This is a genomic window from Mycobacterium sp. OAE908 (assembly GCF_017872775.1).
Classification (GTDB): domain Bacteria; phylum Actinomycetota; class Actinomycetes; order Mycobacteriales; family Mycobacteriaceae; genus Mycobacterium.
Map to the genome: position 1 here is coordinate 222,617 of NZ_JAGGJL010000001.1, position 22,569 is coordinate 245,185.

The following is a 22,569-nucleotide window of genomic DNA, read 5'->3' on the forward strand; positions in this document are numbered from 1 at the left end:
GTAGCGGCGGTAGCGGTAGTTCTGGCGCCATCAATCTTTGGCCGCGAGGATGCAGAACTCGTTGCCCTCCGGGTCGGCGAGCACCACCCACGTCTGCTCGCCTTGACCGATGTCGACATGCTTGGCGCCCAAACCGATCACGCGGTCGACCTCGGCCTGCTGATCGTCGGGTCGAAAGTCGAGGTGAATGCGATTCTTGACCACCTTGTCGTCGGGCACCGCGATGAACAGCCAGTTCGGTCCGGCGCCGGGCGGGGCCTCGAGAACCACATCGCCGTCCTTGTCGACGTGATGCTCCCAACCCAGCACCTCCGACCACCACGCGCCCAGCGCGTTGGCGTCATGGGCGTCGATGCAGATCTCGTCGAACGTCAGACTCATTTCTCGACTCTCGCTCGCTCCGGTCCTCGCTCGTTCCTCGCTGCGATCCTCACTCGCGTTCGTCTTCGGGCCACCCGGTCAACTCCTTCTTCAGCACCTTGCCCATCGCATTGCGCGGCAGACTCTCCACCCGCCGCACCTCCCGTGGTCGCTTGTGGACCGAAAGTTGTTCGGCCACAAAGTCGGTCAGGACTTGCGGGTCGGCGTCGCCGACGACGAACGCGACGATGCGCTGGCCGAGATCGTCGTCGGGTGCGCCGATGACGGCCGCCTCGGAAACGCCGGGGTGGCCGAGCAACACGGTTTCGATCTCGCCTGCACCGACGCGGAAGCCGCCGGTCTTTATCAGGTCGACGGATTCGCGGCCGACGATGCGGTGCATGCCGGCGTCATCGATCACCGCGACGTCGCCGGTGCGGTACCAGTCACCGTCGAACGCCTCGGCGGTGGCGTCCGGCCGGTTGAGGTAACCATCGAATAACGTCGGGCTCTGAATCTGTAGTCGCCCAATGCTTTCGCCGTCGTGTGCCAGGGTGGCGCCGTCATCGTCCACCAACCGCGTCTGCACGCCGACCAGCGGCAGTCCCACCGAACCGGGCCTGCGCTCACCGTCGGCGCGGGTGGACAGCGTGATCAGCGACTCGGTTGAACCGTAGCGTTCCACCGGCTGATGCCCGGTCAGCCCGGCCAGCTTGTCGAAGACCGGCACCGGAAGCGGCGCGCTGCCCGACACCAGCAGTCGCGCCGACGACAGAGCGCGCGCGGCAGATTCATCGCCGACGACGCGCGTCCATACCGTCGGCACCCCGAAGTACATCGAACCGCCCGCCGCCGCATACGCCGAAGGCGATGGTTTTCCCGTGTGCACGAAGCGATTTCCGATCCGCAGCGATCCGAGCAACCCGAGTACCAGGCCGTGCACGTGGTACAGCGGCAGCCCATGCACGAGCGTGTCATCCGGCGTCCACTGCCACGCCTCGGCGAGCATGTCGATGTCGGCGGCGACCGCGCGCCTGCTCACCACCACGCCCTTGGGCGGACCGGTGGTGCCCGACGTGTAGATGATCAACGCGGTCGCGTCCGGATGCGGCTCCGGGTAGCGATGCCACGACCGCGCGTGCACGCGCACCGGGATGTGCGGCAGACCGTCGGTCTCGTCGGGCTTCTCGCCGAGCCAGGCCTGTGCGCCGGAGTCGGAGAGGATGTGCCGACGTTCGACCGCGCCGACGTCCGCGGGCACCGGGATGACGGGCACACCCGCGATGAGGCAGCCTGCGACGGCCAACACCGTCGCGGCTGTCGGAGTCGCCAGCACGGCCACGCGATCGGCATTGGCCACCCGCTCAGCCACCGACGTTGCGGCGCCGACGAGATCGCTGCGGCTGAGTGTGGCGCCGTCAATGCGCACGGCGTCGCCGACATCGGCGCCGCCGGCGACAGCAGAAGGGTCCAGCGAGGCCAAGAGCACGAGGTGAGGTTACCCATTCGGCGCTCGGCGATACTGAGCGCGTGAACCAGATCCATCGAGTGGGCTCGCGTGAGGTGTACCGGAACAACTGGCTGACGCTTCGCGAAGACGAGATCCGGCGGCCCGACGGTACGACCGGCATCTATTCGGTGATCGAAAAACCGACCTATGCACTGGTGATCCCCCAAGACGGCGACCGTTTTCACCTGGTCGAGCAGTTTCGGTATCCGCTTGGCATGCGGCGATGGGAGTTTCCCCAGGGCACCGCGCCCGGCCACGAGGAATCGGATCCGATCGAGCTGGCCTACCGCGAGCTGCGCGAGGAGACCGGGCTTCGGGCCACGTCGATGGAGTTCCTCGGCGTGCTCGACGTCGCGCCAGGGATGAGCAGCCAGCGCGGCCGGGTCTTCCTCGCGACCGGCTTGACCGAAGGTGACCACGACCGTGAGCACGAAGAGCAGGACATGCACAGCGAGTGGTTCTCCCGAACGCAGCTGGAGGGCATGATCCGCGACGGTGCGATCACCGACGCCCAGACCATTGCCGCCTGGGCATTGCTGTTGCTGGCAGGACGTTAGCGGGATGCACTGTCGGTACACGTTTCGGTAGGGACTCCCTCATCCGGAGGAAAGCGGCTTACGTCGATGGCATGACTTCAAACCCTTCCTACGACTTCAGCGGTCAGGCGGCCTTGGTCACCGGCGCGGGCTCCGGTATGGGTCTGGCCACCGCTCAAGCGTTCGCCGAAGCCGGCGCAGCGGTCGTGATGGCCGATATCGACCCCGTGACGTTGAAAGCCGCCGCCGACACGTTGAGTGAGGCTGGGCACGAAGTGCTCGCTGTCGAGTGCGATGTTCGCGACGAGGCGAGTGTCGCCGGTGCGGTGCACGCCGCCGTCGAGACGTTCGGCCGAATCGACATGGCGTTCAACAACGCCGGAATTCAGGTGCCGCCATGCGATGCCGCTGACGAGGCAGCCGAGGTGTTCGACCGAGTCAACGCCATCAACCTTCGTGGCGTATGGGCCTGTATGAAACACGAATTGGCACAGATGCGTGTGCAAGGCAGCGGCGCAATCGTCAACTGTTCCTCCCTCGGCGGGCTTGTCGGCCTTCCCGGTCGCGCGGCTTATCACGCGTCCAAGCACGGCGTACTCGGTCTGACCAGCAGCGCGGCGCTGGAGTACGCGCCACGCGGCATCCGGATCAACGCGGTATGCCCTGGCACCATCGCGACCCCGATGGTCACCGAGATGATCGACAATGGGGAACTGGACCCAGCCGAAGCCATCGCCAACCAGCCGATCAACCGCCTCGGCGAAGCCAGTGAGGTTGCCGCCGCCGTCCTCTGGCTCTGTAGCGCCGGCGCCAGCTTTGTCGTCGGCGTCGCGCTGCCCGTCGACGGCGGTTACACCGCACGCTGACAGGGAACAACCGATTCCAATCGAGACTGCTGGAAAGGATGACCGTGCAATCCGACGACACCATGGAAATCTCGTCCCACGAATCACGGCCCGCCACTGCGGGACCCGCCGACACCTTCACGGGCGATGTCAGCGTCAAGCCGCTGTTCGGTCCAAACGCCGTGCGGACCTTCAGCTCAGCAGAAGTGACCTTCACGCCGTGCGCTCGCACCGCCTGGCACACCCACCCCGCCGGACAGACGCTCATCGTGACAACGGGGGCCGGCTGGATCCAGCAGTGGGGCGGCGAGAAGCAGGCGATCAAACCCGGTGACGTGATCTGGACACCACCCGGGGTCAAACACTGGCACGGCGCCACCGACTCAAACACGATGACCCACATCGCGATTCAGGACAGCGTCGACGGCAAGCCCGTCGACTGGCTCGAGCACGTCACCGACGACCAGTACCTGAGTTGACGGCGAAGGTCACCTCAGACTGGTCTTGAAGAACGTCGTCAGCTTGTCGAACGGGATCAGATTGACCCGGTCGTACAGATCCACGTGACCGGCGCCGGCGATGATCACCAATTCCTTGGGCTGACCGGCGCGGCGGTAGGCCTCTTCGCTGAACTCCCTGGAATGCGCGTTCTCGCCTGCGATGAAGAGCATCGGCCGCGGCGAGATCGTCTCGATGTCTTCGAACGGATAGAAGTTCATGAACTTCACATTGCTGGTGAGCGTCGGGTGCGTGGTGAACTGATCCGTCGTGCCCGGTGGGGTGTACGCACCGCGAGAGGTGCGGTAGAAGTCGTAGAACTCGCGTTCAACCGGTGTCGACTCGGGTGTCAGTTCGTGCACGGTGCCGCTCGTGTATTGCGTTGCCCCGCCTGCAAATTCCACGTCGCGCTGCTCGGCGGCCGCTGCGATCGCTTGCTTGCGCTGTTCGACGGTCTGCGAGTGTCGCAGCCCGTCACGGTTGGCGGCGCCCATGTCGTACATGTTGACGGTGGCGACGGCCTTGATACGCGGATCGATCTTTGCGGCACTGACCACGAAGCTGCCGCTGCCGCAGATTCCGAGTGCACCGATCCGCTCTCTATCGACAAATGACTGGGTACGCAGGAAATCGACTGCGGCGCTGAAGTCTTCGGCATAGATGTCCGGTGACACGGCGTTGCGCGGCTGACCATCGCTCTCGCCCCAGAACGACATATCAAGGGACATCGTCACGAACCCCCGCTCGGCCAACTTGGTGGCATACAGGTTCGCGCTCTGCTCTTTGACGGCCCCCATCGGATGTCCGACGACCATCGCTGCATTCTTCGCGTTGCGGTTCAGATCCTTCGGGACGAAGAGGTTTCCCGCCACCTTCATGCCGTACTGGTTCTTGAAAGACACCTTCTGAACGTCCACGCGGTCGCTCGTATAGAAGTTGTCGGCACCGTTGGACCGGTCCCCCGCGGCCAGGCTCGGCGTCGCCCGGGTTGCCGACGGCGCCGAGGTGGCATTGCGGTCGGACGGAGCGCAGCCCGAAGCGGTGATTACACCGAGCAAAGCGGCACCGGCGCCGAACCGGCGGATCACGTCGCGTCGCGTGGTCGTGTTCATTCTCGAGACTCCTTGCTATGAGTTGGGTGCGCGGGGCTCAAGGCCGCAGCAGCACCTTGATGGCTTCACGTTCGTCCATCGCCCGGTAGCCCTCGGCTGCCTGGTCAATGGGTAGTTCGAGGTCAAAGACCTTGCCTGGATTGATCTTTCGATTCCAGATCAGGTCGATCAGCTCGGGGAGGAAGCGGCGTACCGGGGCTGGGCCACCGTGGAGGTGGACGTGAGACATGAAGAGGTCGTCGCCGTTGATCTCGACGTCGTGCAGCACACCGACGTAGCCGATATGACCGCCAGGCCGGGCCGTGCCCATCGCCTGCGCCATCGACTGTGGAGTACCGACTGCTTCCACGACAGAATGCGCGCCCAGTCCATTGGTCAACTCCTTGACCTTGGCCACACCCTCTTCGCCACGCTCTGTGACGATGTCGGTGGCCCCGAATTCCACCGCGAGCCGCTGCCTCGGCTCGTGCCGGCTCATCGCGATGATCCGTTCTGCACCAAGTTGTTTAGCGGCAAGCACCGCCATCAGGCCGACCGCACCGTCGCCGACGACCGCCACCGTCTTACCCGGACCGGCAGCGGCCGCGACCGCACCGAACCACCCGGTACCGAGCACGTCGGAGGCAGCCAGGAAGCTGGGCACCAGATCTTCGGATGGAACGTCAGGCGTGGCCACGAGCGTGCCGTCGGCCAGCGGCACTCGCATCCGCTGTGCCTGAGCCCGACCCGTGGTGCCGAGCACCTCGCGGTTGACGCACGACGTCTGGTAGCCGGCCTGACAGATCTCGCAAGTGTTGTCCGACGCGAAGAACGAGCCGACGACGAACTGGCCTGGCTTGACCGTGGTGACCGCGTCGCCGACCTCGTCGACGATGCCGACGTACTCATGGCCCATATGGAACGGCTCGGTGACGTCGTCGGCGCCGCGGTACGGCCAGAGGTCCGACCCGCAGATGCAGGTGGCCGAAAGCCGGATGATCGCGTCGGTCGGCTTCAGAAGCTGGGGTTCCTCGACGTCCTCGACCCTTACATCGCCGGGGGCATACATCACGACACCACGCATCAAGACCTCCTACCAATCGAACTGACGATGACCAGAGAACTCCGTTCACAGTCGATGTGGGAGTGCCTGATGAGAGGTGTACTGAGAAGGCATCCCACCTGTCCCCAAGCAGCCGTACGGTGGTTGACGTGGACAATCGCGCCGAGGTCCGCGAGTTCCTGGTCTCGCGACGTGCCAAAGTCACCCCGCAGCAGGCGGGGTTGCCAGTCATCGGTATCCGCCGGGTGCCGGGTCTGCGCCGCGGCGAGGTCGCAGCGCTGGCCGGGGTCAGCATCGAGTACTACAGCAAGCTGGAACGCGGCGCGCTGGCCGGTGTGTCGTCGTCGGTGCTCGACGCGATCGCCCGCGCGCTTCAACTCGACGACGCCGAGCGGGCACACCTCTTTCACCTCGCCCACGCCGCCGACGGCACCAGCGCAGGAATGCGTCCGCGGCGACGGCCCGCGAAACGGTGGACACCCCGTCCAAGCCTGCAGTGGGTGCTCGACAAATACACGGGCCCGGCCATCGTGCGCAACGGCCGCATGGACCTGCTGGCGGTCAACCATCTCGGTCGCGGCATGCACTCCTCGATGTACGACAACTGCACGACCGAATATCCGAATTTCGCCCGCTATACATTTCTCGACGAGGACTCCCGTCGCTTCTATCCCGACTGGGACGGAGCCGCAGATATCTGCGTATCGATTCTGCGCACAGAGGCCGGCCGCGATCCGTTCGACACCTTGATGCACGATCTCGTCGGCGAATTATCCACCCGCAGTGAGGATTTCCGGCGCCGGTGGAGCGCACACGACGTCCACGCGCACGGCGCCGGCCTCAAACACTTTCACCATCAGGTTGTCGGCAACCTCGAACTGGCCTACGAAAGCGTCGACATGGTGTCCGAACCTGGACTCTCACTCACCTTCTACGTCGCGGAACCGGCATCCGCGACCGCGCATGCTCTCGACCTGCTTGCCTCGTGGACGGCCAGTCAGATGGCAGAGGAAACCCAATCCACCTGATGAGTTCTCGCGGCGCGCGCGGTCTATATGGGCATGAACATCGAAGCGAAGAATCTCGACGGCTACGGAACACCTCCGATCGACTGGGGGCGGGTGCGCGACGTGCTGACCTCCGAGATCACCCAAGCACCCGACACCGGCGGTCCGAACCGGCACACCGTCTGGTTGACGACTATCAACCCTGACGGCTCACCGCACGTGACACCGGTGGGCATCGTCCACGTCGACGGGGTCTGGTATTTCACCTCCGGGCCAGCCACTCGCAAATCCCGCAACATCGACGCTGACCCGCGCTGCGTCGTCAGCGTCGCGACGCAGCCTTTCGATCTCGTAATCGAGGGAACGGCCACGCGCGTCACCGATGCGAGCGAACTCCGTTCCGTCGCCGAGGAATACAACAAAGACGACGGTTGGCCCGCAAAGGTCGAGGGTGATGCATTCACGGCCGAGTACAGCGCACCGTCAGCCGGGCCGCCACCGTGGCACGTCTACAAGATCACGCCGGCGACCGTGTTCGCGTTCGGCACCGCCGAACCCTTCGGCGCCACCCGATTCCACCTCACGCGATGAGTTTTGAACCGCGTGGCTGTCTACACCGTGGAAAGAGAACGAGCGGACGAAAGGGGTGACACGAATGACCGCGATGTACGGAATGATGGCGATGGTGCCAGTCCTGTTCGCCAGTGCAGGCTACGTCCTCGTGTCCTCCGGCGGTACCGCCGAGAGAAAGGGCTGCAAAGCCGATGACTGACCAGGACGCCATCCGCGAACTGATCCTCCGCTGGGCCGACGCCGTTCACACTGGTGACCTCGAAACCGTTGTGGCCGACCGTGATCCGGACATCGTCATGTTCGACGTGCCGCCGCCGTACGACGGTCTTCGCGGCATCGACGCCTACCGGGACTCCTGGCCGGATTTCTTCGAGTGGCAGCGCCAGGGCGCCGTCTTCGAAATCACCGAACTCGACGTGACGGCCGGGGCCGACGTGGCGTTCGCGTACGCGCTGGCGCGCTGCGGTAAACCGGAGGACTTCGAGAAGAACCCCGACAATCGCCTGCGGATGACCTTCGGCCTGCGCAAGCGCGACGGCCGCTGGGTGGTCACCCACGAACACGGATCATTCCCGCTGGCCGGCTAGTGCCTGCGCTCCGCCAGCGCCCGCAGGAAGAACGTCAGGTTGGCGGGCCGCTCGGCCAGCCGGCGGACAAAGTACCCGTACCACTGTGTGCCGAACGGGACGTACACGCGGACGTGGTTGCCCTCCTCGGCCAACCGCCGCTGCTCAGCGTCGCGGATGCCATACAGCATCTGGTATTCGAAATCGTCTACGCCGCGCCCGTTCTCGCGAGCCAGTGCGGGCACCGCCTCGATGATCTGCGGATCGTGAGACGCCACCATCGGATAGCCGGACCCCGCCATCAGCACCTCGAGGCACCGCAGGTATGAGCCGGTGACGTCATCGCCGGACCGGAAGGCCACCGACGCGGGTTCGTCGTAGGCGCCCTTGCACAGCCGGATCCGCGCGCCCGCGAACTCACGGCAATCGCCCTCGGTGCGCTTCAGGTACGCCTGCAAAACGGTTCCCAGCCAACCGAACTCGGTCCGCAAGTCGCGCACGATCGACAGCGTCGAGTCCGTGGTGGTGTGGTCTTCGGCGTCCACCGTGACCCAGGCGCCCACCTTCTGCGCACGCTCACAGATCGTGTGCGCATTCTCCAGCGCGATCTTCTCGCCGTCCCGCGGCAGCGCCTGCCCGAGCGCCGACAGTTTCAGCGAAACCTCAAGGGGTCGCACTCCCCCCGCGGACTCGCTGCGGCTCCCCAGTGCGTCGAGCAGTCCCAGGTAGGCGTCGACGGTCGCGTTCGCCGTCTCGACGTCGGTGACGTCTTCGCCGAGGTAGTCGATGCTGACCAACCGTCCCGAATGTCGCAGTTGCTCAACGGAGTTCATCGCATCGGCAACGGTCTCGCCCGGCACGAAACGATGCACCACATCGCGGGTGACAGGCAACCGCTCGGCGGTGCGGCGCAAGCCTTCGCGCCGGCTGGCGGCCAGGATCGCCGGGCGCGCGACCCGGTGGAAAAGCTCAGTCATCATTCGCTCTCCATGTGCGGGTAGGTGTGGTCGGTCGGCGGCACGAAGGTCTCCTTGATCGACCGCGCCGACGTCCAGCGCAGCAGGTTCAGCGCCGAACCGGCCTTGTCGTTGGTGCCCGACGCTCGCGACCCGCCGAACGGCTGCTGCCCGACGACGGCTCCGGTCGGCTTGTCGTTGACGTAGAAGTTGCCCGCGGTGTGACGCAGCCGCTTCTCGGCCGTCAGCACCGCGGCGCGGTCGTCGGCGATCACCGCACCGGTCAAGGCGTACTTCGCACCCGTGTCCACGACATCGAGAATCCGGTCGTATTCGTCGTCGGCATACACGTGCACCGACAGGATCGGGCCGAAGTACTCGGTGCAGAACGACTCGTCGGTCGGGTCATCGGAGAGCAGCACCGTCGGCCGCACGAAATAGCCTTCGCTGTCGTCGTATTCGCCGCCAACGGCGACCGTCACGTTGGCCGCACTCTTGGCCCGTTCGATCGCCTTGACGTTTTTTGCGAACGCCCTCTCGTCGATCACCGCGCCACCGTAGTTGGACAAGTCGGTGACGTCGCCGTAGCGCAACGCTTCGGTGGCCGACAGGAAGTCGTCCCCCATCTGCTGCCACACCGAGCGCGCGATGAACGCGCGCGACGCCGCTGAGCACTTCTGTCCCTGGTAGTCGAACGCACCGCGGATCAGGGCCGTACGCAGCACATCCGGGCGCGCCGACGAGTGCGCGACGACGAAGTCCTTGCCGCCGGTCTCGCCGACCAGCCGCGGGTACGTGTGGTACCGGTCGATGTTGTTGCCGACCTCGCGCCACAGGTGCTGGAACGTGCCCGTCGAACCGGTGAAGTGGATGCCTGCCAGACGCGGATCTGCAAGGGCCACATCGGAAACCGCGATGCCGTCGCCAGTCAGCAAGTTGATCACCCCGGGCGGCAGCCCGGCCGCCTCCAGCAGTTGCATGGTCAGATAGGCGGCGAATGTCTGCGTCGGCGACGGCTTCCACACCACCGTGTTGCCCATCAACGCCGGCGCGGTCGGCAGATTGCCCGCGATCGCCGTGAAGTTGAACGGCGTGATCGCGTAGACGAAGCCCTCCAGCGGCCGGTAGTCGGTGCGGTTCCACACGCCGCGGCTGCTGATCGGCTGCTGCGCCAGGATCTGTCGCGCGAACGCGACGTTGAACCGCCAGAAGTCGACAAGCTCGCACGGCGAGTCGATCTCGGCCTGATAGGCGGTCTTGGACTGGCCGAGCATGGTGGCCGCGGCGATCTTCTCCCGCCACGGTCCGGCCATCAGGTCGGCGGCGCGCAGGAAGATCGCGGCGCGCTCGTCGAACGGGGTGGCCTCCCAGTCCGCCTTGGCGGCAATCGCCGCCTCGATCGCGGCGGACGCGTCGGCGTGCTCGGCGTTGGTGAAGGTGCCAAGGCGGCCAGCAGGGTCAGAGTGCCGGTGCGGCTGGACCACGTCGACCCGTTGACCGCCGCCCATGCGGTGTCTGCCGCCGATGACGTGCGGCAAGTCGATCGGCTCCCCGGCGAGGTCGCGAAGCTGTTCGGTCAGGCGGGTGCGTTCACCCGAACCAGGCGCGTATTCGTGAACCGGCTCGTTGGCCGGAAAGGGCACGTCGGTGATGGCGTCCATGCAGCAAGGATCCCCGGAATGCGACGCACAACACATGGCTGATCGAACAACGCCGTCGACCATCTATAGTCGAATCGGACAAAGGAGTGCGGATGGCTGTGGACTCTCCAGGCCTGGGTCTCGGCCAGCTTCTGCTGGCCCTCGACCGCACGATGGTGACTCTGGTGGAGGCGCCGCGCGGCTTGGACATGCCGGTGGGTTCGGTGGCGCTCGTCGACGCCGACGACGTCCGACTCGGCCTCGCGGTCGGGCCGGGCTCAGCCGACCTGTTCTTTCTGCTCGGCGTGTCGGATGCCGAGGCAGTGCGCTGGATCGGCCAGCAGAGCGGAAGCGTCCCGGCGGCCATCTTCGTCAAAGAGCCGTCGGCCGCAGCGATCAAGCGTGCCGTCGCACTCGGCATCGCGGTCGTGGCCGTCGAACCGCAGGCGCGGTGGGAACTGCTCTACAAGCTTGTGAACCACGCCTTCGAACACCACGGAGACCGCGGCGACCCGGCGTATGACTCCGGCACCGACCTGTTCGGCCTCGCGCAGTCGATCGCCGATCGCACCCGCGGCATGATCAGCATCGAGGACGCGGACTCGCACATGCTGGCCTATTCGGCTTCCAGCGACGAAGCCGACGAACTGCGAAGGCTGACGATCCTGGGCCGGGCAGGCCCGCCCGAACACCTCGAATGGATTGGACAGTGGGGCATTTTCGACGCGTTGCGTGCCAGCGGCGACGTGGTTCGAGTGGCCGAACGTCCGGAGCTGGGGCTGCGACCGCGCCTGGCGGTCGGCATCCATCTGCCCCCGACCGACTCACGCAGAAGGCCCGGATACGCGGGAACCATTTGGCTGCAACAGGGTTCGGCGCCATTGGCCGACGATGTCGAGGACATCCTGCGGGGCGGCGCGGTGCTCGCGGCGCGGATCATCTCGCGGCTGGCCGCGACGCCCTCGACGCATACCATGCGTGTGCAGGAACTGCTCGGTCTGGCGGGCGACGATACCGACGTCGGCTCGATCGCCCGCGAACTGGGCATCAGCCTCGACGGACGTGCTGCGCTGATCGGCTTCGTCGGTGTCGAGAAGTCGGTGCCTGCCGATGTGATCGCGTTGAGCGCCAGCGCTTTCCGCGCCGATGCGCAGATCGCGTCGACAGGCGAGCGCGTCTACGTGCTGCTGCCCAACACCGGCGGCGCTTCGTCGGTGACGTCGTGGGTGCGCGGTGTGGTCGCGGCGCTGCGGCGCGAACTCGACTTGACGCTGCGTGCAGTGATCGCCGCGCCGTTGGCGGGGTTGGCATCAGTCGCGGGGGCGCGCGCCGAAGTGGACCGGGTATTCGACAGCGCCGAGCGTCACCCCGGTGCCATCGCACAGGTCAGCTCGCTCGACGAGGCACGCACCACCGTGCTGCTCGACGAGATCGTCTCGCAGGTGGCCGGGCAACCGCGATTGGTCGATCCGCGGGTGCGGCAATTGCGTGAGCAGGAGCCGATGCTGGCCGACACGCTGAATGCGTACCTTGATGCGTTCGGAGACATCGCGACGGTCGCACGACAACTCCACGTGCATCCGAACACGGTGCGCTATCGCGTCCGCCGGATCGAAAAGCTGCTGTCGACGTCGCTGGACGATCCTGACGACCGGCTGGTGCTGGCGCTCGGATTGCGCGCCACCGAGCGCTAGTCAACCCGTCAGGGCCGGCTTTCGTGACCGGGCTTGCCATGGGTGCGACGGCGTTCCTTCATCTCTGCTTCGAAGACGTGCCTGACTCCCTGTTGAAGTTCGTCTCGGACCTGGCGCTCGTGCTCACGGAACACCGACCAGTAGTTGTCGTCGAAATCCTCGACGATCTGGAAGGTCCACCGGCCGTGCAGGACATTGCGACCGACGACCTCCGCCTCGAGCCGCTCGGCGATCGCGCCGTGGCCGGCTTTCCTGAGCTTGTCGCATGCATCGCCGAGCAGCAGATCGGCATGTCCCATCAGTTGGTGAAACGAGTACAGCTCACCACGCGCACGTTCTACGCATTCCATTGCTTCTGACACGGCGCCGACCGCCTCAACCGTCGCATCGTCCATCCCCTCGGGGCGGATGCGCTGCCCCGTGTCCATCTGAGTCATAGTGCCGACATACCCATTTCGGGACCGAATGCATCGTTTGTGCATTGATGATGCTCGCTGGGGGGCAACCTGGCTCTATCCTGTCGGGTTGGAGGCACAGTGAACCAGACGTCAAGACGCATGGGCCGTCGCGAGGATCGTGACGCGGACCTGCCGCAGTACACCGTCGGTGTGGTCGCGGAGCGCATCGGTGTGCCGATCGCCACCCTGCGCAGCTGGAATCAGCGATACGGCGTGGGACCGCCCGACCACCACCCCGGCAGCCACCGGCTCTACAGCCAGAACGACATCTTGATGGTCGAGCGGATGCACCACCTGATCGGCGAAGGCGCCAGCCCCCGTAGCGCCGCGCGCGCCGCGCTTGATGCCGTTGTTCCGCCCAGGGCCGATACCGAAAGCCTGCTCGCCGCCGCCTTCGATCTGGACATCGTCCGCGCTGGCCGACAGCTGGAAGGCCACCTGCGCCACTACGGGGTCGTCGACACGTGGGATCTGTTGATACGGCCGGTGTTTTCGGCCATCGAAGCGCGACAGGCCGTCGGCGAAGGATGCATCGATGTCGAACACGCGCTTTCGTGGGCGGTCTCGCGGTCGTTGCAGCGTGTGCCCATCGCGGCCGCCAACAAATCCGCTTCCACCATCCTGGCGTGCAGCGAAGGCGAGACCCACACGCTGCCCATCGAGGCGCTCCGCGCGGCGCTCGGGGACCACGGCCACGGCTCGTTGATGCTTGGCGCCGACGTGCCGCCCGCCGCACTCGTCGACGCCATTGAACGCACCCCCCGGCCCACGAACGTGGTGTTGTGGGCGCAATCCACCGACACCGCCAACATCGCGATGACCAAGGCGGTCGTCGCTCATGCGCGCCTGTTCGTCGGCGGCCCCGGATGGCAGTCGGCGCGGCTGCCGAAGAAGGCGGTCCGGGTGGACAGCCTCCAGACCGCCCTGCAGGCACTGGTGGAGTAGACTGGCCAGAGCTGCATCGTTTCCGCATCGATTGATTGGGTACCCGTGGCAGATGCCTGAGACCGCATTAGCCGGCACTGACGAATTGGTGGTGCTGGTCGACGACGATGGACGAGAGCTTGGAACCGCCGCGAAAGCCTCCGTCCATCACGAGAAAACACCTCTGCATCTGGGCTTCTCCTGCTACGTCTTCGACGCCGAGGGCCGCGTCTTGATGACCAGGCGCGCACTGGGCAAGCGGACATCGCCCGGGGTGTGGACGAATTCGTTCTGCGGCCATCCCGCTCCCGGTGAAGCCGTCATGGATGCGGTGCACCGACGGGCCCGCCAGGAACTCGGCCTGCGTATCGATGGACTGACCTGTGTGCTGCCCGACTACCGGTACCGCGCGGTTGCCGCCGACGGCACGGTCGAAAACGAACTCTGCCCGGTGTTCTGCACCATCGCATCAGGGCCCGTCCGCCCGGTGCCCAACGAGGTCATGGACCACGCCTGGGTGCCATGGGCCGAATTGCGGACGGCCGCCGCGCTGCGCTGGGCCATCAGCCCGTGGGCGGCCGAACAGATCCCCCTGCTCGAGGCCGCTACTTACACGGATCGTGGCCCCAATTCATCAGTGAGTAGCGCCAAGCCGAGTCGGTGACGTCGCCGGACGGTCGTTGCGCGAGGTGGCGACGCGCATACCCGACGACCTTGCGCATGTGCGCGTAATCGCCGCCAGTCAGCTCTGATTTCTTGGAACGCAACAGATCGACGATCCACCGGCCGCTGGCGTGACCAGTCGACTCCCCGGTGCCTTCTTTCTGCCCGACTTTCTTCGATTCGACTGTGTCGAGCCACTTCTCGAGCTCGGCGGCAGTCATGTTGACGGTGTCGCGGAAATCCTGCCAGGCTGCCTTTGGGTCGTCGATCGTCATTCAGTTCGCCCGATGCAAAGATTCCGGCTTGTGCACAGCGTCACGCCCGCTCTTGTCACTGCGCACGCGGTACTGCGGTTCAGCCTTGGATGCGCGGACCGTGCGCCCAGCCGTTGTCGTGTCGGCGGTGATCTTTTCCTCGACGACGCCCGTGACCGTGCTGCCGTGACTTTTCCAGGTGACCTTGTCACCCTTGCGAAACTCTTTGCTCATGCCATTCGGATACCCGGCAAATCGATGCACAAACGACTCACCGAGTGCGCAGGCGATAGATCCGCTCGGCATAGGCGAGGTCGTCGCGCCACAGCCGGGTGGCAGCGCGTCGCATCGCCGGCCTGATCAAGGGTGCGGCGCGCAACGCGTGGCCGAAGCCCGGCCGGTCGGAGTGCGCGACGACCGCTTCGAGGACAGCGGTGCGAGGCAACCCGTCGGCTCCGGGTCCTAATGGCGTGGCGTGCGTTTCGACGACGCTGCCCGTTCCCTCACCGTCGACGATGCGCATCACGATCGTCCGCGGTTCCGGACTCGTGAACTCGGCGACGACGGGCACCCCTACCCTGCCGATCCGAAACGTCACCGCGACCAGGAAACGATCCTGCTCCTCTGGAACATCGTCGTCCGCAGGCGGGGCGGTGAGGACGTCGAGCCGAGTAAACGAATACGGGTGAAACCATGAGCCATGCCAGGGGTCCATCCGGTTGGCGATGACGTCTTGCGGCTCGCACGTACCGACCAGCCGTGTCACTGCGTCGATCTGCGCGCCGCGCGGCCGCTCGGAAAGCACCGGGCGCTCCGTGGGCGGCTCACCGCCGATGCCGTCCAGGCGCACCCAGGTCAGCACGCCGTCGTCGTACGACGGATAAGGCCGCCAACCGAATTCGCGCCCACCGTGCAGGCGTAACCCGTGCCACGGGCATACCAGCGCGCCGCAGTCGACGGTCCCCGTCGTGAGGTCGGCACCGAGGTGTGGGCATGCCTCCGGCCCGATATGCACAGCGCCGCCTTCGCCTCGCCACGCGACCAGTTCGACCCCGGCAACCGAAACAGCAAGCGGTCGCTTACGGATGGCATCACTGGCGGCAATCGCATACCAGTTGCCGCTTGGGCGGCGCTGGGAGCGGCGTAACGCGGCGTTGATGATGGCAGGTGCGGCATCGCGATAGGTCGGACGTTGTTGCGACCAGCGCAGGGCCGGAAGCACTTGAAAGGGCGTCGTTTTCGACAGGCGTGACGTGAGGTCGGCGAACCTGCTCATCGTTGTGACCGCCTTTCGCGGCTGGCAAGCCGGCTCAGAAGTCCCATCCGGCCAGAGTTCGGGACGGTGTGCAGCGGGTGACCTCGGATCCCGAATCGCTGCAGTTGCCCGTTGGCGGCCGCCCAACCGGTCGTGGCGGCGCGTTCCATCAACGCGACGGGTAGGTCGATGCGGATGCCGTCACCGGCCAGCATCACCGCGGGGTTCGGTGTGGCCACGCCGGGACGCCCCTCGAAGTCGCCCGGCGCGAACCGCGGACAGTCGTTGTGGCACAACACTTTTTCACCGACAATTCTGGCGTCTCTGGTTTCCGGGTACAGCTCATGTAGCTGGTCCAACAATTCCTCACGCACGTTCGCATGGGTCGTCACCGCGTATGAGTGCAGTTCGACGACGGAGCCGCCGGTGCGCTCAGACCATGCTTTCGCTTCGCGTTCGTAGCGATCCAGCACGCTGACATTGTCCAGCGGAGCGCGTCCGCCGGTGCCGACGAACGGTGCCCGGTCGGGGTTCACTTTGCGGTCAAGCCACAACCGCAGCACGACAAACGGCGGCGCAATGCCCAGCTTCGACACACTCTTGCGCCAATCGTCGTCCCCGAGAGTGGGTGAGTTCTCCACGATGCGCTGAAGGCCTGCGACATCCGTCGCCAGCACCACGCCGTCGGCATCCAGCCGAGTCGAAGGATCGCAGTGCACCGCGATAGGACCATCGACACGTACTTCCTGCACGGACGTTCCGGTCAGGAACTGAACGCCGAGCGACTCCAGATAGTGGCGCAACGGATTCCACAGGGCGACATCGAAATTGGCGTCTGCGACATCGAAGAGCAGGCCCTCACTGGAGCCAAGGAAGTAGATATGGAACATCGCCGCAAGTTCTGCGGCCGACAGATCGGCCGGTTCGGCGAAGAAGCTGCGCGAGAACACCTCGAACGCCAGATGCCGCGCCGCTTCTGGGAAGTTGATGTCGCGAAGAAACGAATCGGCGTCGACATGGTCGAGCCGGTGATACACGTCGGGCACCGACACCGCGGCCAGCGGGCCGGCTGCGCGCACATTCAGCCGCACCAGATCCCGCACCCGAAAGGTCGGACTGCGCAGCGCAAATGCCAACGCGTTGAAAGGTGGCCTCAGCGGCAGCCCGCGAAACGTGTCCAGCCGGCCGACTCCGTCGATCAGTGGATAGTCATCGACGGGCGCCAACATCGACAACCCTGAGTCCACCCGACGCAACAGGTTCCGCAGGTTGTAGTACTGGCGGAAAAACGCGTGAAACCCGCGGTTCATCGCCACATCGGTGCCATCAGGCAAGGTCTCTGTCCAGCCACCGACCCGGCCGCCGAGGTAAGGACGCTGCTCGACAACGTCGACCGTGACGCCGCGCTCTGCCAGTCCCGCCGCGGCCGCCAGCCCGGCGATCCCTCCGCCGACGACCACGACATGCGGCCTGCTGGGCAGCGCCCCTGCATCGGGAACGCCTTGGGGTGCGGCGATCGTCACGCGTCGCGGATCAGTCATCGTGGCGCCTGCCCCAAGAAGGTGTGGACAACATTGCGCTGCCAGCCGGGCACCGTTTCGCTGCGCACCGAGGTGAAGCCGTTGGCGCGCATCCTGTCTCGAAACGCGGCTGCGCCGTCGAACCGGTTGACGCTCCGCCTGAGGTACCGGTACAACGCGGCGTCACCGCTGCGCACGCGGCCGCTGGGAATGATGATCGTCGCGCATACCGCGTTCCACACGATCGTTGCGAGCCGGGAATCGCGCACCGAGTACTCGTGAACGGCGAGCGTTCCACCCGGCCGCAACAACTCTCGAAACCTCTGCAGCTGGCCGTCCTTGTCTTCGACATTACGCATGAGATAGGCGGCCAGAATGCCGTCGAACGGGCCGCGCACCCCTGCCTCGGCCAGGTCTTCTATGCGGCTTTCAACGAACCGCACCGAGGTCGGCCAGCGTTTGGCGGTCGCCTGCGCCAACATGCCACTCGATGCGTCGACGGCGACGATTTCGGCCTGCGGGGCCACCGCGACCAGTGCGGCCGTGGATGCGCCTGTGCCGCAACCGGCGTCGAGCAGACGCAGCCCCGCGCCGTCCCCTGGCAATCGCATCCTCTGCGCCGACAGCCTCAGATGGCCGTGGTATCCGGGATTGGCGCCGACGAGTTTGTCGTAGGCCGGCGCGCCGGCATCGAACGCCTCAGGGATATCGCCGTACGACAGGATCATGAAACCGCCCTTTCGCGGTCGCGTTGCCGCAGACGTTCCCACAGCAGCAGCACGGCGGTCACCATCGCCCAGCCAAACAGGAAGTCTTCGACGGGGATGTCGAACGGAAACCGCACGCCTGCGGTGTGACGCTCGTTGTAGATGACGATCGGGGCGTTGAGTTTGGTGAGCCAGCCGTCGACCGGAATCTGGAAGCCCAGCACGATCACCATCGAGATCCAGTACGCCGCACGGCGAAACAGCCCGGTGTGCAACACGGCGAACTCCAGCACGCACACCGCGGCGACCGCAACCACGGCCGGCACGGTGTACCCGAGGCCGATCACGACACCCGCGCCGCTTCGGATCGGTTACGCCGCAATCGCTTCAGAAGCGCCTCGACGGCGTTGTACGTCAGCAGCCCGCACAGCGGGATCACGACGAAGAACAACAACTCCTCGATCGGTATCCGACCCAATAGCTCGACACCGGTGACATAGAGCGGGTTGTAGGTCCACACACCCGCCGCGATAGCGACCGCATCCCAGATCACGAAGACCGCGGCGACCGGGATTATCGCGCATATAGTGCGCCACGGCTGCCGGTATACGCCGGGACCGAGTAGTTCCAGCGGCAGCGTGATCGCCAAACATGCTGCGAGAACGAACAGATACTGCCAGTGGCCCATGGTCACGCCCCTTTTGCACCCCGCGCCCTGGCAACCCACGCTTTGGCCAGTCCGGCGCCGGCGACCTGAAGGCGCCTGCCCATGCCGACGGTGGCGCGCTGATTGAACACCGCGAAGTCGAGTGCTTCGATGCGGTCCAGTATCTCCGAATACAAGGTGAACGCGGCGGCGATGCACGGCCTCGACCGCGGGTGCAGCAGTAGAATGCCGCGGCGCGCATAGTCGTAGATGCGCCGGGTTTCGGCGTGCTGCTCTATCAACGCTCTGCGGACCCGGGCGTCGGTGCGCTGATGGGCGTGACACCACATCAAGACGTCACGGTTCACCTGATGTACAGCGAGCTCATCGGCGGGCAGGTAAATGCGGCCGCGCTCGAGGTCTTCACCTATGTCGCGAAGAAAGTTGGTGAGCTGGAAGGCTTTTCCCAATGCCGCGGCGTACGGGGCGGCTTCCTCGCGCTCACACACCGTGCCGAGGACGGGCAGCATCTGCAAGCCGATCACTTCTGCCGAGCCGTACATGTAGCGGTTCAGTGCCGCGCGGTCGGCGTAGTCGGTGGTGGTCAGGTCCATCCGCATCGAGGCGAGGAAGTCGTCGAACAACTCCCAGCGGATCCCGTACTTGTGTGCGGTGTCGACCACCGCGGCCAGAGCGGGATCGCCGCCGTCGGCGGCGCCGCCCACCATCCGATTGAAAAGCTGTGTCGCCAGGCATTGCAGCTCGTGTTCGCGATCGGCGGTCTGCAGCGCCGGATCGAAGTCATCGAGGATGTCGTCCGCGCGTCTGGCGAAGCCGTACAGGGCGTGCACGGCAGGGCGCTGCTCGGGAGCGAGCAGCCGGGTGGCCAGAAAGAAGGTGCGCCCGTGCTCCGAGTTGAGCGTTCGGCAACGCCGATAGGCGTTGCGCAGCGCGGGATCTCGGACACCGGCCGCATGGAGTTCTGAACTGATCATGTTTGCACCACCCGGGGACGGCGTTGACGACGCTGCCGTGAGACGGCGCCGGTAATTCGGTCGGCGGCCAAGCGACCCGAAAGCAGGGCCGTGGGCACCCCGACTCCCGGCACGGTCGACGATCCGGCGAGGACCACGTTGTCGATACCGCGCACCGTGTTGGCCGGCCGGAACGGGCCGGTCTGGGCGAAGGTGTGCGCCAACGCGAATGGTGTGCCTGCCACCATTCCCTGCCGCGCCCACGCGGCAGGATCGTCGACGTGCAACACCTCAGCGTCGACGCCGAGTGCAGGCAGCCGGTCGTGCACAGCCTGCAGCATCTGCTCGGCGTAGCCCGTTCCCCTACTGGCCCAATCGACCTTGCCGACAGCGATATTCGGTGCCGGGGCCAACACGTAGAGCAGGTCACGGCCCGCTGGAGCCAACCGGGGGTCACCGGCCGTTGGCCGGGTGACCAGCAGCGAGGGATCGGCCATCAACTGCCCGTCGTCGATGATGTCGCGAAACGTCTGCTGCCACGCCTCACCGAACACGATGTTGTGGTGGCCGATGTCGTCACCCACCGCGCGGCAGCCCACGTGTGCGACAACGGCAGACGGCGCCGGACGCAGCGGCAGCAGTCTGCGCGGTGTTCGGCCCAGCAGTCGATAGGTGTCGGGCAGCTCGGTTGTCAATACCACTGCGTCGGCCGGAATCCGGTCCCCGCCGTCGGTGTGCACAGCCGTGATCTGCGCTGCACTGCGCTCCAGTCTGGAAACGGCTGCGCCATAGCGGAATTCGACGCCTGCGTGGGTGGCGGCCGCGGCGAGCGCGTCGGGAAGCGCGCGCATGCCGCCGCGTGGGAAGTACACCCCGGAAATGGTGTCCATGTAGGCGATGACCGCGTAGACGGCCAAGGCCCGCTCCGGTGGAACCCCCGCGTAGAGAGCCTGGAAGGTGAACACCCGCTGCAATCGCTCATCGCTGATGAATTGGCGGACCACCCGATCCCAGCGCCGGAAACCACCCATCGCGGCGAGTCGAGCGAGCTGCGGGGTGAGCAGCGATAGCGGCGAGTCGAAATTCGCGGCGATGAACCCCTCGAACTCGACCTCATACAGCTGGGTCAGCCAATCCCTCAGCTGCAGATAGCCGTCTGCCTGTTTACGGCCGGCGAATCGCTCGATCTCTGTGGCCATCGCGTCGCGGCCACTGTGCACGTTCAACGCGCTGCCGTCGGCGAACGAAGCGCGATAAGCAGGATCGACGCGCATCAAATCGAGCCGGTCGGAAAGCGTTTCGCCGACGGCGGCGAAGGCGTCGTCGATGATGTCGGGCATCGTCAGCACAGTCGGGCCCGTGTCGATGAAGTAGCCATCGATGTCGAGCCGGCCGACGCGGCCGCCTGGATGCGGTGCCCGTTCGACGACAGTGACGTCCCTGCCGCGACCGGCGAGGTGCAGCGCCGCGGACAGTCCGGACAGTCCAGCGCCAACCACGACGACGCGGTTCGCGTTCTTCCCGATGATCCGCATATCCGTCACGCCGTCCGCTCGGCGCACGCAGCCGCCATATCCGCAAGGGCGGCTTGGACGGCTGGGCGGACGTCACAGTCACTGACCGAATTCAAGGCGCGGGTGAGCCGCGAATCGATCAGCCGTTCAATCCAATCGACGGCCCCGGTGGCTTGGATCAACTCCGCCCATCGGCGGACGTCGTTGTCGTCGAGGTCGTCGGCGCTCATCATCTCGCGCAGCTGCCTACGCAGGCTCGGGTTGGCCAGATGGTAGGCGGCCGCGACCACGGTGGTGGCCTTGCGTTCGGCAAGGTCGCTGCCGGTGGGCTTGCCGGTTATGGCAGGCGATCCGAAGATGCCAAGCACGTCGTCTCGCATCTGGAACGCCTCGCCGATCGCGTCGCCGTATTCGGCGAGCATTCTCATCACCTGTTCGCCGCAGCCGGCCATCGCGGCGCCCATTTCAAGCGGCCGCTTGACGGTGTAGTTGCCGGACTTGCGGCGCGCCACGTCGAGCACCTTGTCCAGGGTCGGGAAGACGCGGGCATCGTTGATCAGGTCGGCGAACTGCCCGACCGCCAGCTCCGTGCGCATCGCGTCGTATCGCGGCCAGACGCGCTCCAGTGCAGCCGCGGGGACCCCGCTTTCCCGCATCATCTGCGCCGCCCAGACCAAGCACATATCGCCGAGGAGTACGGCGGCCGAATCACCGAACCGGCCCGGCGAACCCGAGAGCCCAAGGCGGCGGTGCCATTGGGCGAAGGCGACCTGACCTGACGGGCGACCACGGCGCAGTACGGAACCGTCCATCACGTCGTCCTGCAGCAGCGCAAAAGCGTGCAGCAGTTCGAGGCCGGCGGCGGCCCGCAGCGCCGCCTCGTCCTCGTCGGCACCGCACAACCAACCGAGGTACATGAACGTCGACCGCACGCACTTGCCGCCCGCGACGAAGTCGCGAAGCACTTCAGAGGCGATGCCGATGCCCGCGGTGTGCAGCTCGGGTGCACACCGCATGGTGACGAAGTCCTCGACAATCTCCTGCACGGCGCCTCGCATGGTTCTGCGCCAACCGTCGCCACGCAGCTCGTGACGGGTACGCGAGCCCGCGGTGCTCCGCTGCATGGTCGATGCGGGCATGCGGGCTCGTCCGTCGATCGCCGTCAAGCGGCACCCCTCTCCCTGCATCGATGGCGTGGTGTACCCCGCGGTTGGAAAGCCAAATCGCGATGGTCCCCGATGTTGTAGTCAGTTGTACCCCATTTTGCATCGATTATGCATCGATTGTGACGACCGCGATGTCGCTCGGTCTGCTG

At 65.8% G+C, this 22,569-nt stretch carries 26 protein-coding genes; 9 read left to right on the forward strand and 17 right to left on the reverse strand.

What is annotated here, in order from left to right:
- Positions 1-30: 30 nt before the first annotated feature.
- Positions 31-381 carry a VOC family protein gene (locus tag J3E61_RS01020; RefSeq protein WP_210082284.1) on the reverse strand — a complete coding sequence of 117 codons (351 nt, stop codon included), beginning with the start codon at positions 379-381 and terminating at the stop codon, positions 31-33.
- Between the two features lie 49 nt (positions 382-430).
- Positions 431-1,849, reverse strand: coding sequence for an acyl-CoA synthetase (locus J3E61_RS01025; protein ID WP_210082285.1), 1,419 nt, complete (start codon positions 1,847-1,849; stop codon positions 431-433).
- A 41-nt stretch (positions 1,850-1,890) separates the two neighbouring features.
- Here J3E61_RS01025 and J3E61_RS01030 point away from each other — a divergent pair, with 41 nt between their 5' ends.
- The 3 genes from J3E61_RS01030 (at position 1,891) to J3E61_RS01040 (ending at position 3,730) form a co-directional block, all read left to right on the forward strand.
- Complete coding sequence (locus J3E61_RS01030) at positions 1,891-2,427, forward strand: NUDIX hydrolase (RefSeq protein ID WP_210082286.1); 537 nt, start codon at positions 1,891-1,893, stop codon at positions 2,425-2,427.
- Between the two features lie 71 nt (positions 2,428-2,498).
- Positions 2,499-3,272 carry a glucose 1-dehydrogenase gene (locus J3E61_RS01035; protein WP_192726697.1) on the forward strand — a complete coding sequence of 258 codons (774 nt, stop codon included), beginning with the start codon at positions 2,499-2,501 and terminating at the stop codon, positions 3,270-3,272.
- 38 nt (positions 3,273-3,310) lie between these two features.
- Positions 3,311-3,730 (forward strand): cupin domain-containing protein, encoded by a 420-nt coding sequence (locus tag J3E61_RS01040; RefSeq protein WP_210082287.1) that lies wholly within the window; start codon positions 3,311-3,313, stop codon positions 3,728-3,730.
- A gap of 9 nt (positions 3,731-3,739) precedes the next feature.
- Here the strand turns inward: J3E61_RS01040 and J3E61_RS01045 are convergent, their stop codons facing one another.
- Together J3E61_RS01045 and J3E61_RS01050 are read right to left on the reverse strand one after the other, a co-directional pair.
- Complete coding sequence (locus J3E61_RS01045; RefSeq protein ID WP_210082288.1) at positions 3,740-4,861, reverse strand: alpha/beta hydrolase; 1,122 nt, start codon at positions 4,859-4,861, stop codon at positions 3,740-3,742.
- Positions 4,862-4,898: 37 nt separating this feature from the next.
- Complete coding sequence (locus tag J3E61_RS01050; protein ID WP_210082289.1) at positions 4,899-5,924, reverse strand: zinc-dependent alcohol dehydrogenase family protein; 1,026 nt, start codon at positions 5,922-5,924, stop codon at positions 4,899-4,901.
- A gap of 128 nt (positions 5,925-6,052) precedes the next feature.
- Between J3E61_RS01050 and J3E61_RS01055 the strand changes: the two genes are divergently transcribed.
- The 3 genes from J3E61_RS01055 (at position 6,053) to J3E61_RS01065 (ending at position 8,070) form a co-directional block, all read left to right on the forward strand.
- Positions 6,053-6,931 carry a helix-turn-helix domain-containing protein gene (locus J3E61_RS01055; RefSeq protein WP_210082290.1) on the forward strand — a complete coding sequence of 293 codons (879 nt, stop codon included), beginning with the start codon at positions 6,053-6,055 and terminating at the stop codon, positions 6,929-6,931.
- Between the two features lie 27 nt (positions 6,932-6,958).
- Entirely contained in the window at positions 6,959-7,501 is a 543-nt protein-coding gene (locus J3E61_RS01060; RefSeq protein ID WP_192726701.1) for a pyridoxamine 5'-phosphate oxidase family protein, read from the forward strand.
- Positions 7,502-7,674: 173 nt separating this feature from the next.
- On the forward strand, positions 7,675-8,070 hold the full coding sequence (locus tag J3E61_RS01065; protein WP_192726702.1) for an SgcJ/EcaC family oxidoreductase: 396 nt from the start codon (positions 7,675-7,677) through the stop codon (positions 8,068-8,070).
- Here J3E61_RS01065 and J3E61_RS01070 read toward each other — a convergent pair.
- On the reverse strand, positions 8,067-9,026 hold the full coding sequence (locus J3E61_RS01070; RefSeq protein WP_210085377.1) for a proline dehydrogenase family protein: 960 nt from the start codon (positions 9,024-9,026) through the stop codon (positions 8,067-8,069). The genes J3E61_RS01065 and J3E61_RS01070 overlap by 4 nt on opposite strands.
- Positions 9,026-10,666, reverse strand: coding sequence for an L-glutamate gamma-semialdehyde dehydrogenase (pruA, locus tag J3E61_RS01075; RefSeq protein WP_210082291.1), 1,641 nt, complete (start codon positions 10,664-10,666; stop codon positions 9,026-9,028). Before pruA ends, J3E61_RS01070 begins: the two co-directional genes overlap by 1 nt.
- Positions 10,667-10,758: 92 nt before the next feature.
- On the opposite strand from pruA, the gene J3E61_RS01080 reads away from it, so the two are divergent.
- On the forward strand, positions 10,759-12,339 hold the full coding sequence (locus J3E61_RS01080) for a helix-turn-helix domain-containing protein (RefSeq protein ID WP_210082292.1): 1,581 nt from the start codon (positions 10,759-10,761) through the stop codon (positions 12,337-12,339).
- Between the two features lie 8 nt (positions 12,340-12,347).
- Here J3E61_RS01080 and J3E61_RS01085 read toward each other — a convergent pair whose 3' ends face one another.
- Complete coding sequence (locus tag J3E61_RS01085) at positions 12,348-12,776, reverse strand: hypothetical protein (protein ID WP_210082293.1); 429 nt, start codon at positions 12,774-12,776, stop codon at positions 12,348-12,350.
- A gap of 99 nt (positions 12,777-12,875) precedes the next feature.
- Here J3E61_RS01085 and J3E61_RS01090 point away from each other — a divergent pair, with 99 nt between their 5' ends.
- Complete coding sequence (locus J3E61_RS01090; RefSeq protein ID WP_210082294.1) at positions 12,876-13,742, forward strand: MerR family transcriptional regulator; 867 nt, start codon at positions 12,876-12,878, stop codon at positions 13,740-13,742.
- A 52-nt stretch (positions 13,743-13,794) separates the two neighbouring features.
- The gene (gene idi / locus J3E61_RS01095; protein ID WP_210082295.1) at positions 13,795-14,385 is read left to right on the forward strand and encodes an isopentenyl-diphosphate Delta-isomerase; all 591 of its coding nucleotides are present in this window, start codon (positions 13,795-13,797) and stop codon (positions 14,383-14,385) included.
- Here idi and J3E61_RS01100 read toward each other — a convergent pair.
- The 10 genes from J3E61_RS01100 to J3E61_RS01145 are packed head-to-tail and all read right to left on the reverse strand — an operon-like array spanning position 14,327 to position 22,393.
- Positions 14,327-14,659 (reverse strand): DUF3140 domain-containing protein, encoded by a 333-nt coding sequence (locus tag J3E61_RS01100; RefSeq protein ID WP_210082296.1) that lies wholly within the window; start codon positions 14,657-14,659, stop codon positions 14,327-14,329. The two genes, idi and J3E61_RS01100, sit on opposite strands and share 59 nt — an antisense overlap.
- Complete coding sequence (locus J3E61_RS01105; protein ID WP_210082297.1) at positions 14,660-14,872, reverse strand: DUF2945 domain-containing protein; 213 nt, start codon at positions 14,870-14,872, stop codon at positions 14,660-14,662.
- A 37-nt stretch (positions 14,873-14,909) separates the two neighbouring features.
- Positions 14,910-15,914, reverse strand: coding sequence for a Rieske 2Fe-2S domain-containing protein (locus J3E61_RS01110; protein ID WP_210082298.1), 1,005 nt, complete (start codon positions 15,912-15,914; stop codon positions 14,910-14,912).
- Complete coding sequence (locus J3E61_RS01115) at positions 15,911-17,434, reverse strand: FAD-dependent oxidoreductase (RefSeq protein ID WP_210082299.1); 1,524 nt, start codon at positions 17,432-17,434, stop codon at positions 15,911-15,913. Before J3E61_RS01115 ends, J3E61_RS01110 begins: the two co-directional genes overlap by 4 nt.
- Positions 17,431-18,141 (reverse strand): class I SAM-dependent methyltransferase, encoded by a 711-nt coding sequence (locus J3E61_RS01120; protein ID WP_210082300.1) that lies wholly within the window; start codon positions 18,139-18,141, stop codon positions 17,431-17,433. Before J3E61_RS01120 ends, J3E61_RS01115 begins: the two co-directional genes overlap by 4 nt.
- On the reverse strand, positions 18,138-18,467 hold the full coding sequence (locus J3E61_RS01125; RefSeq protein ID WP_210082301.1) for a lycopene cyclase domain-containing protein: 330 nt from the start codon (positions 18,465-18,467) through the stop codon (positions 18,138-18,140). The genes J3E61_RS01120 and J3E61_RS01125 overlap by 4 nt, the downstream gene beginning before the upstream one ends.
- The gene (locus tag J3E61_RS01130; RefSeq protein ID WP_210082302.1) at positions 18,464-18,808 is read right to left on the reverse strand and encodes a lycopene cyclase domain-containing protein; all 345 of its coding nucleotides are present in this window, start codon (positions 18,806-18,808) and stop codon (positions 18,464-18,466) included. The genes J3E61_RS01125 and J3E61_RS01130 overlap by 4 nt, the downstream gene beginning before the upstream one ends.
- Before the next feature lie 2 nt (positions 18,809-18,810).
- Positions 18,811-19,761 (reverse strand): phytoene/squalene synthase family protein, encoded by a 951-nt coding sequence (locus J3E61_RS01135; RefSeq protein ID WP_210082303.1) that lies wholly within the window; start codon positions 19,759-19,761, stop codon positions 18,811-18,813.
- Entirely contained in the window at positions 19,758-21,275 is a 1,518-nt protein-coding gene (crtI, locus tag J3E61_RS01140) for a phytoene desaturase (RefSeq protein ID WP_210085378.1), read from the reverse strand. The genes J3E61_RS01135 and crtI overlap by 4 nt, the downstream gene beginning before the upstream one ends.
- Positions 21,276-21,280: 5 nt before the next feature.
- Complete coding sequence (locus J3E61_RS01145) at positions 21,281-22,393, reverse strand: polyprenyl synthetase family protein (protein WP_210082304.1); 1,113 nt, start codon at positions 22,391-22,393, stop codon at positions 21,281-21,283.
- Positions 22,394-22,569: the final 176 nt, after the last annotated feature.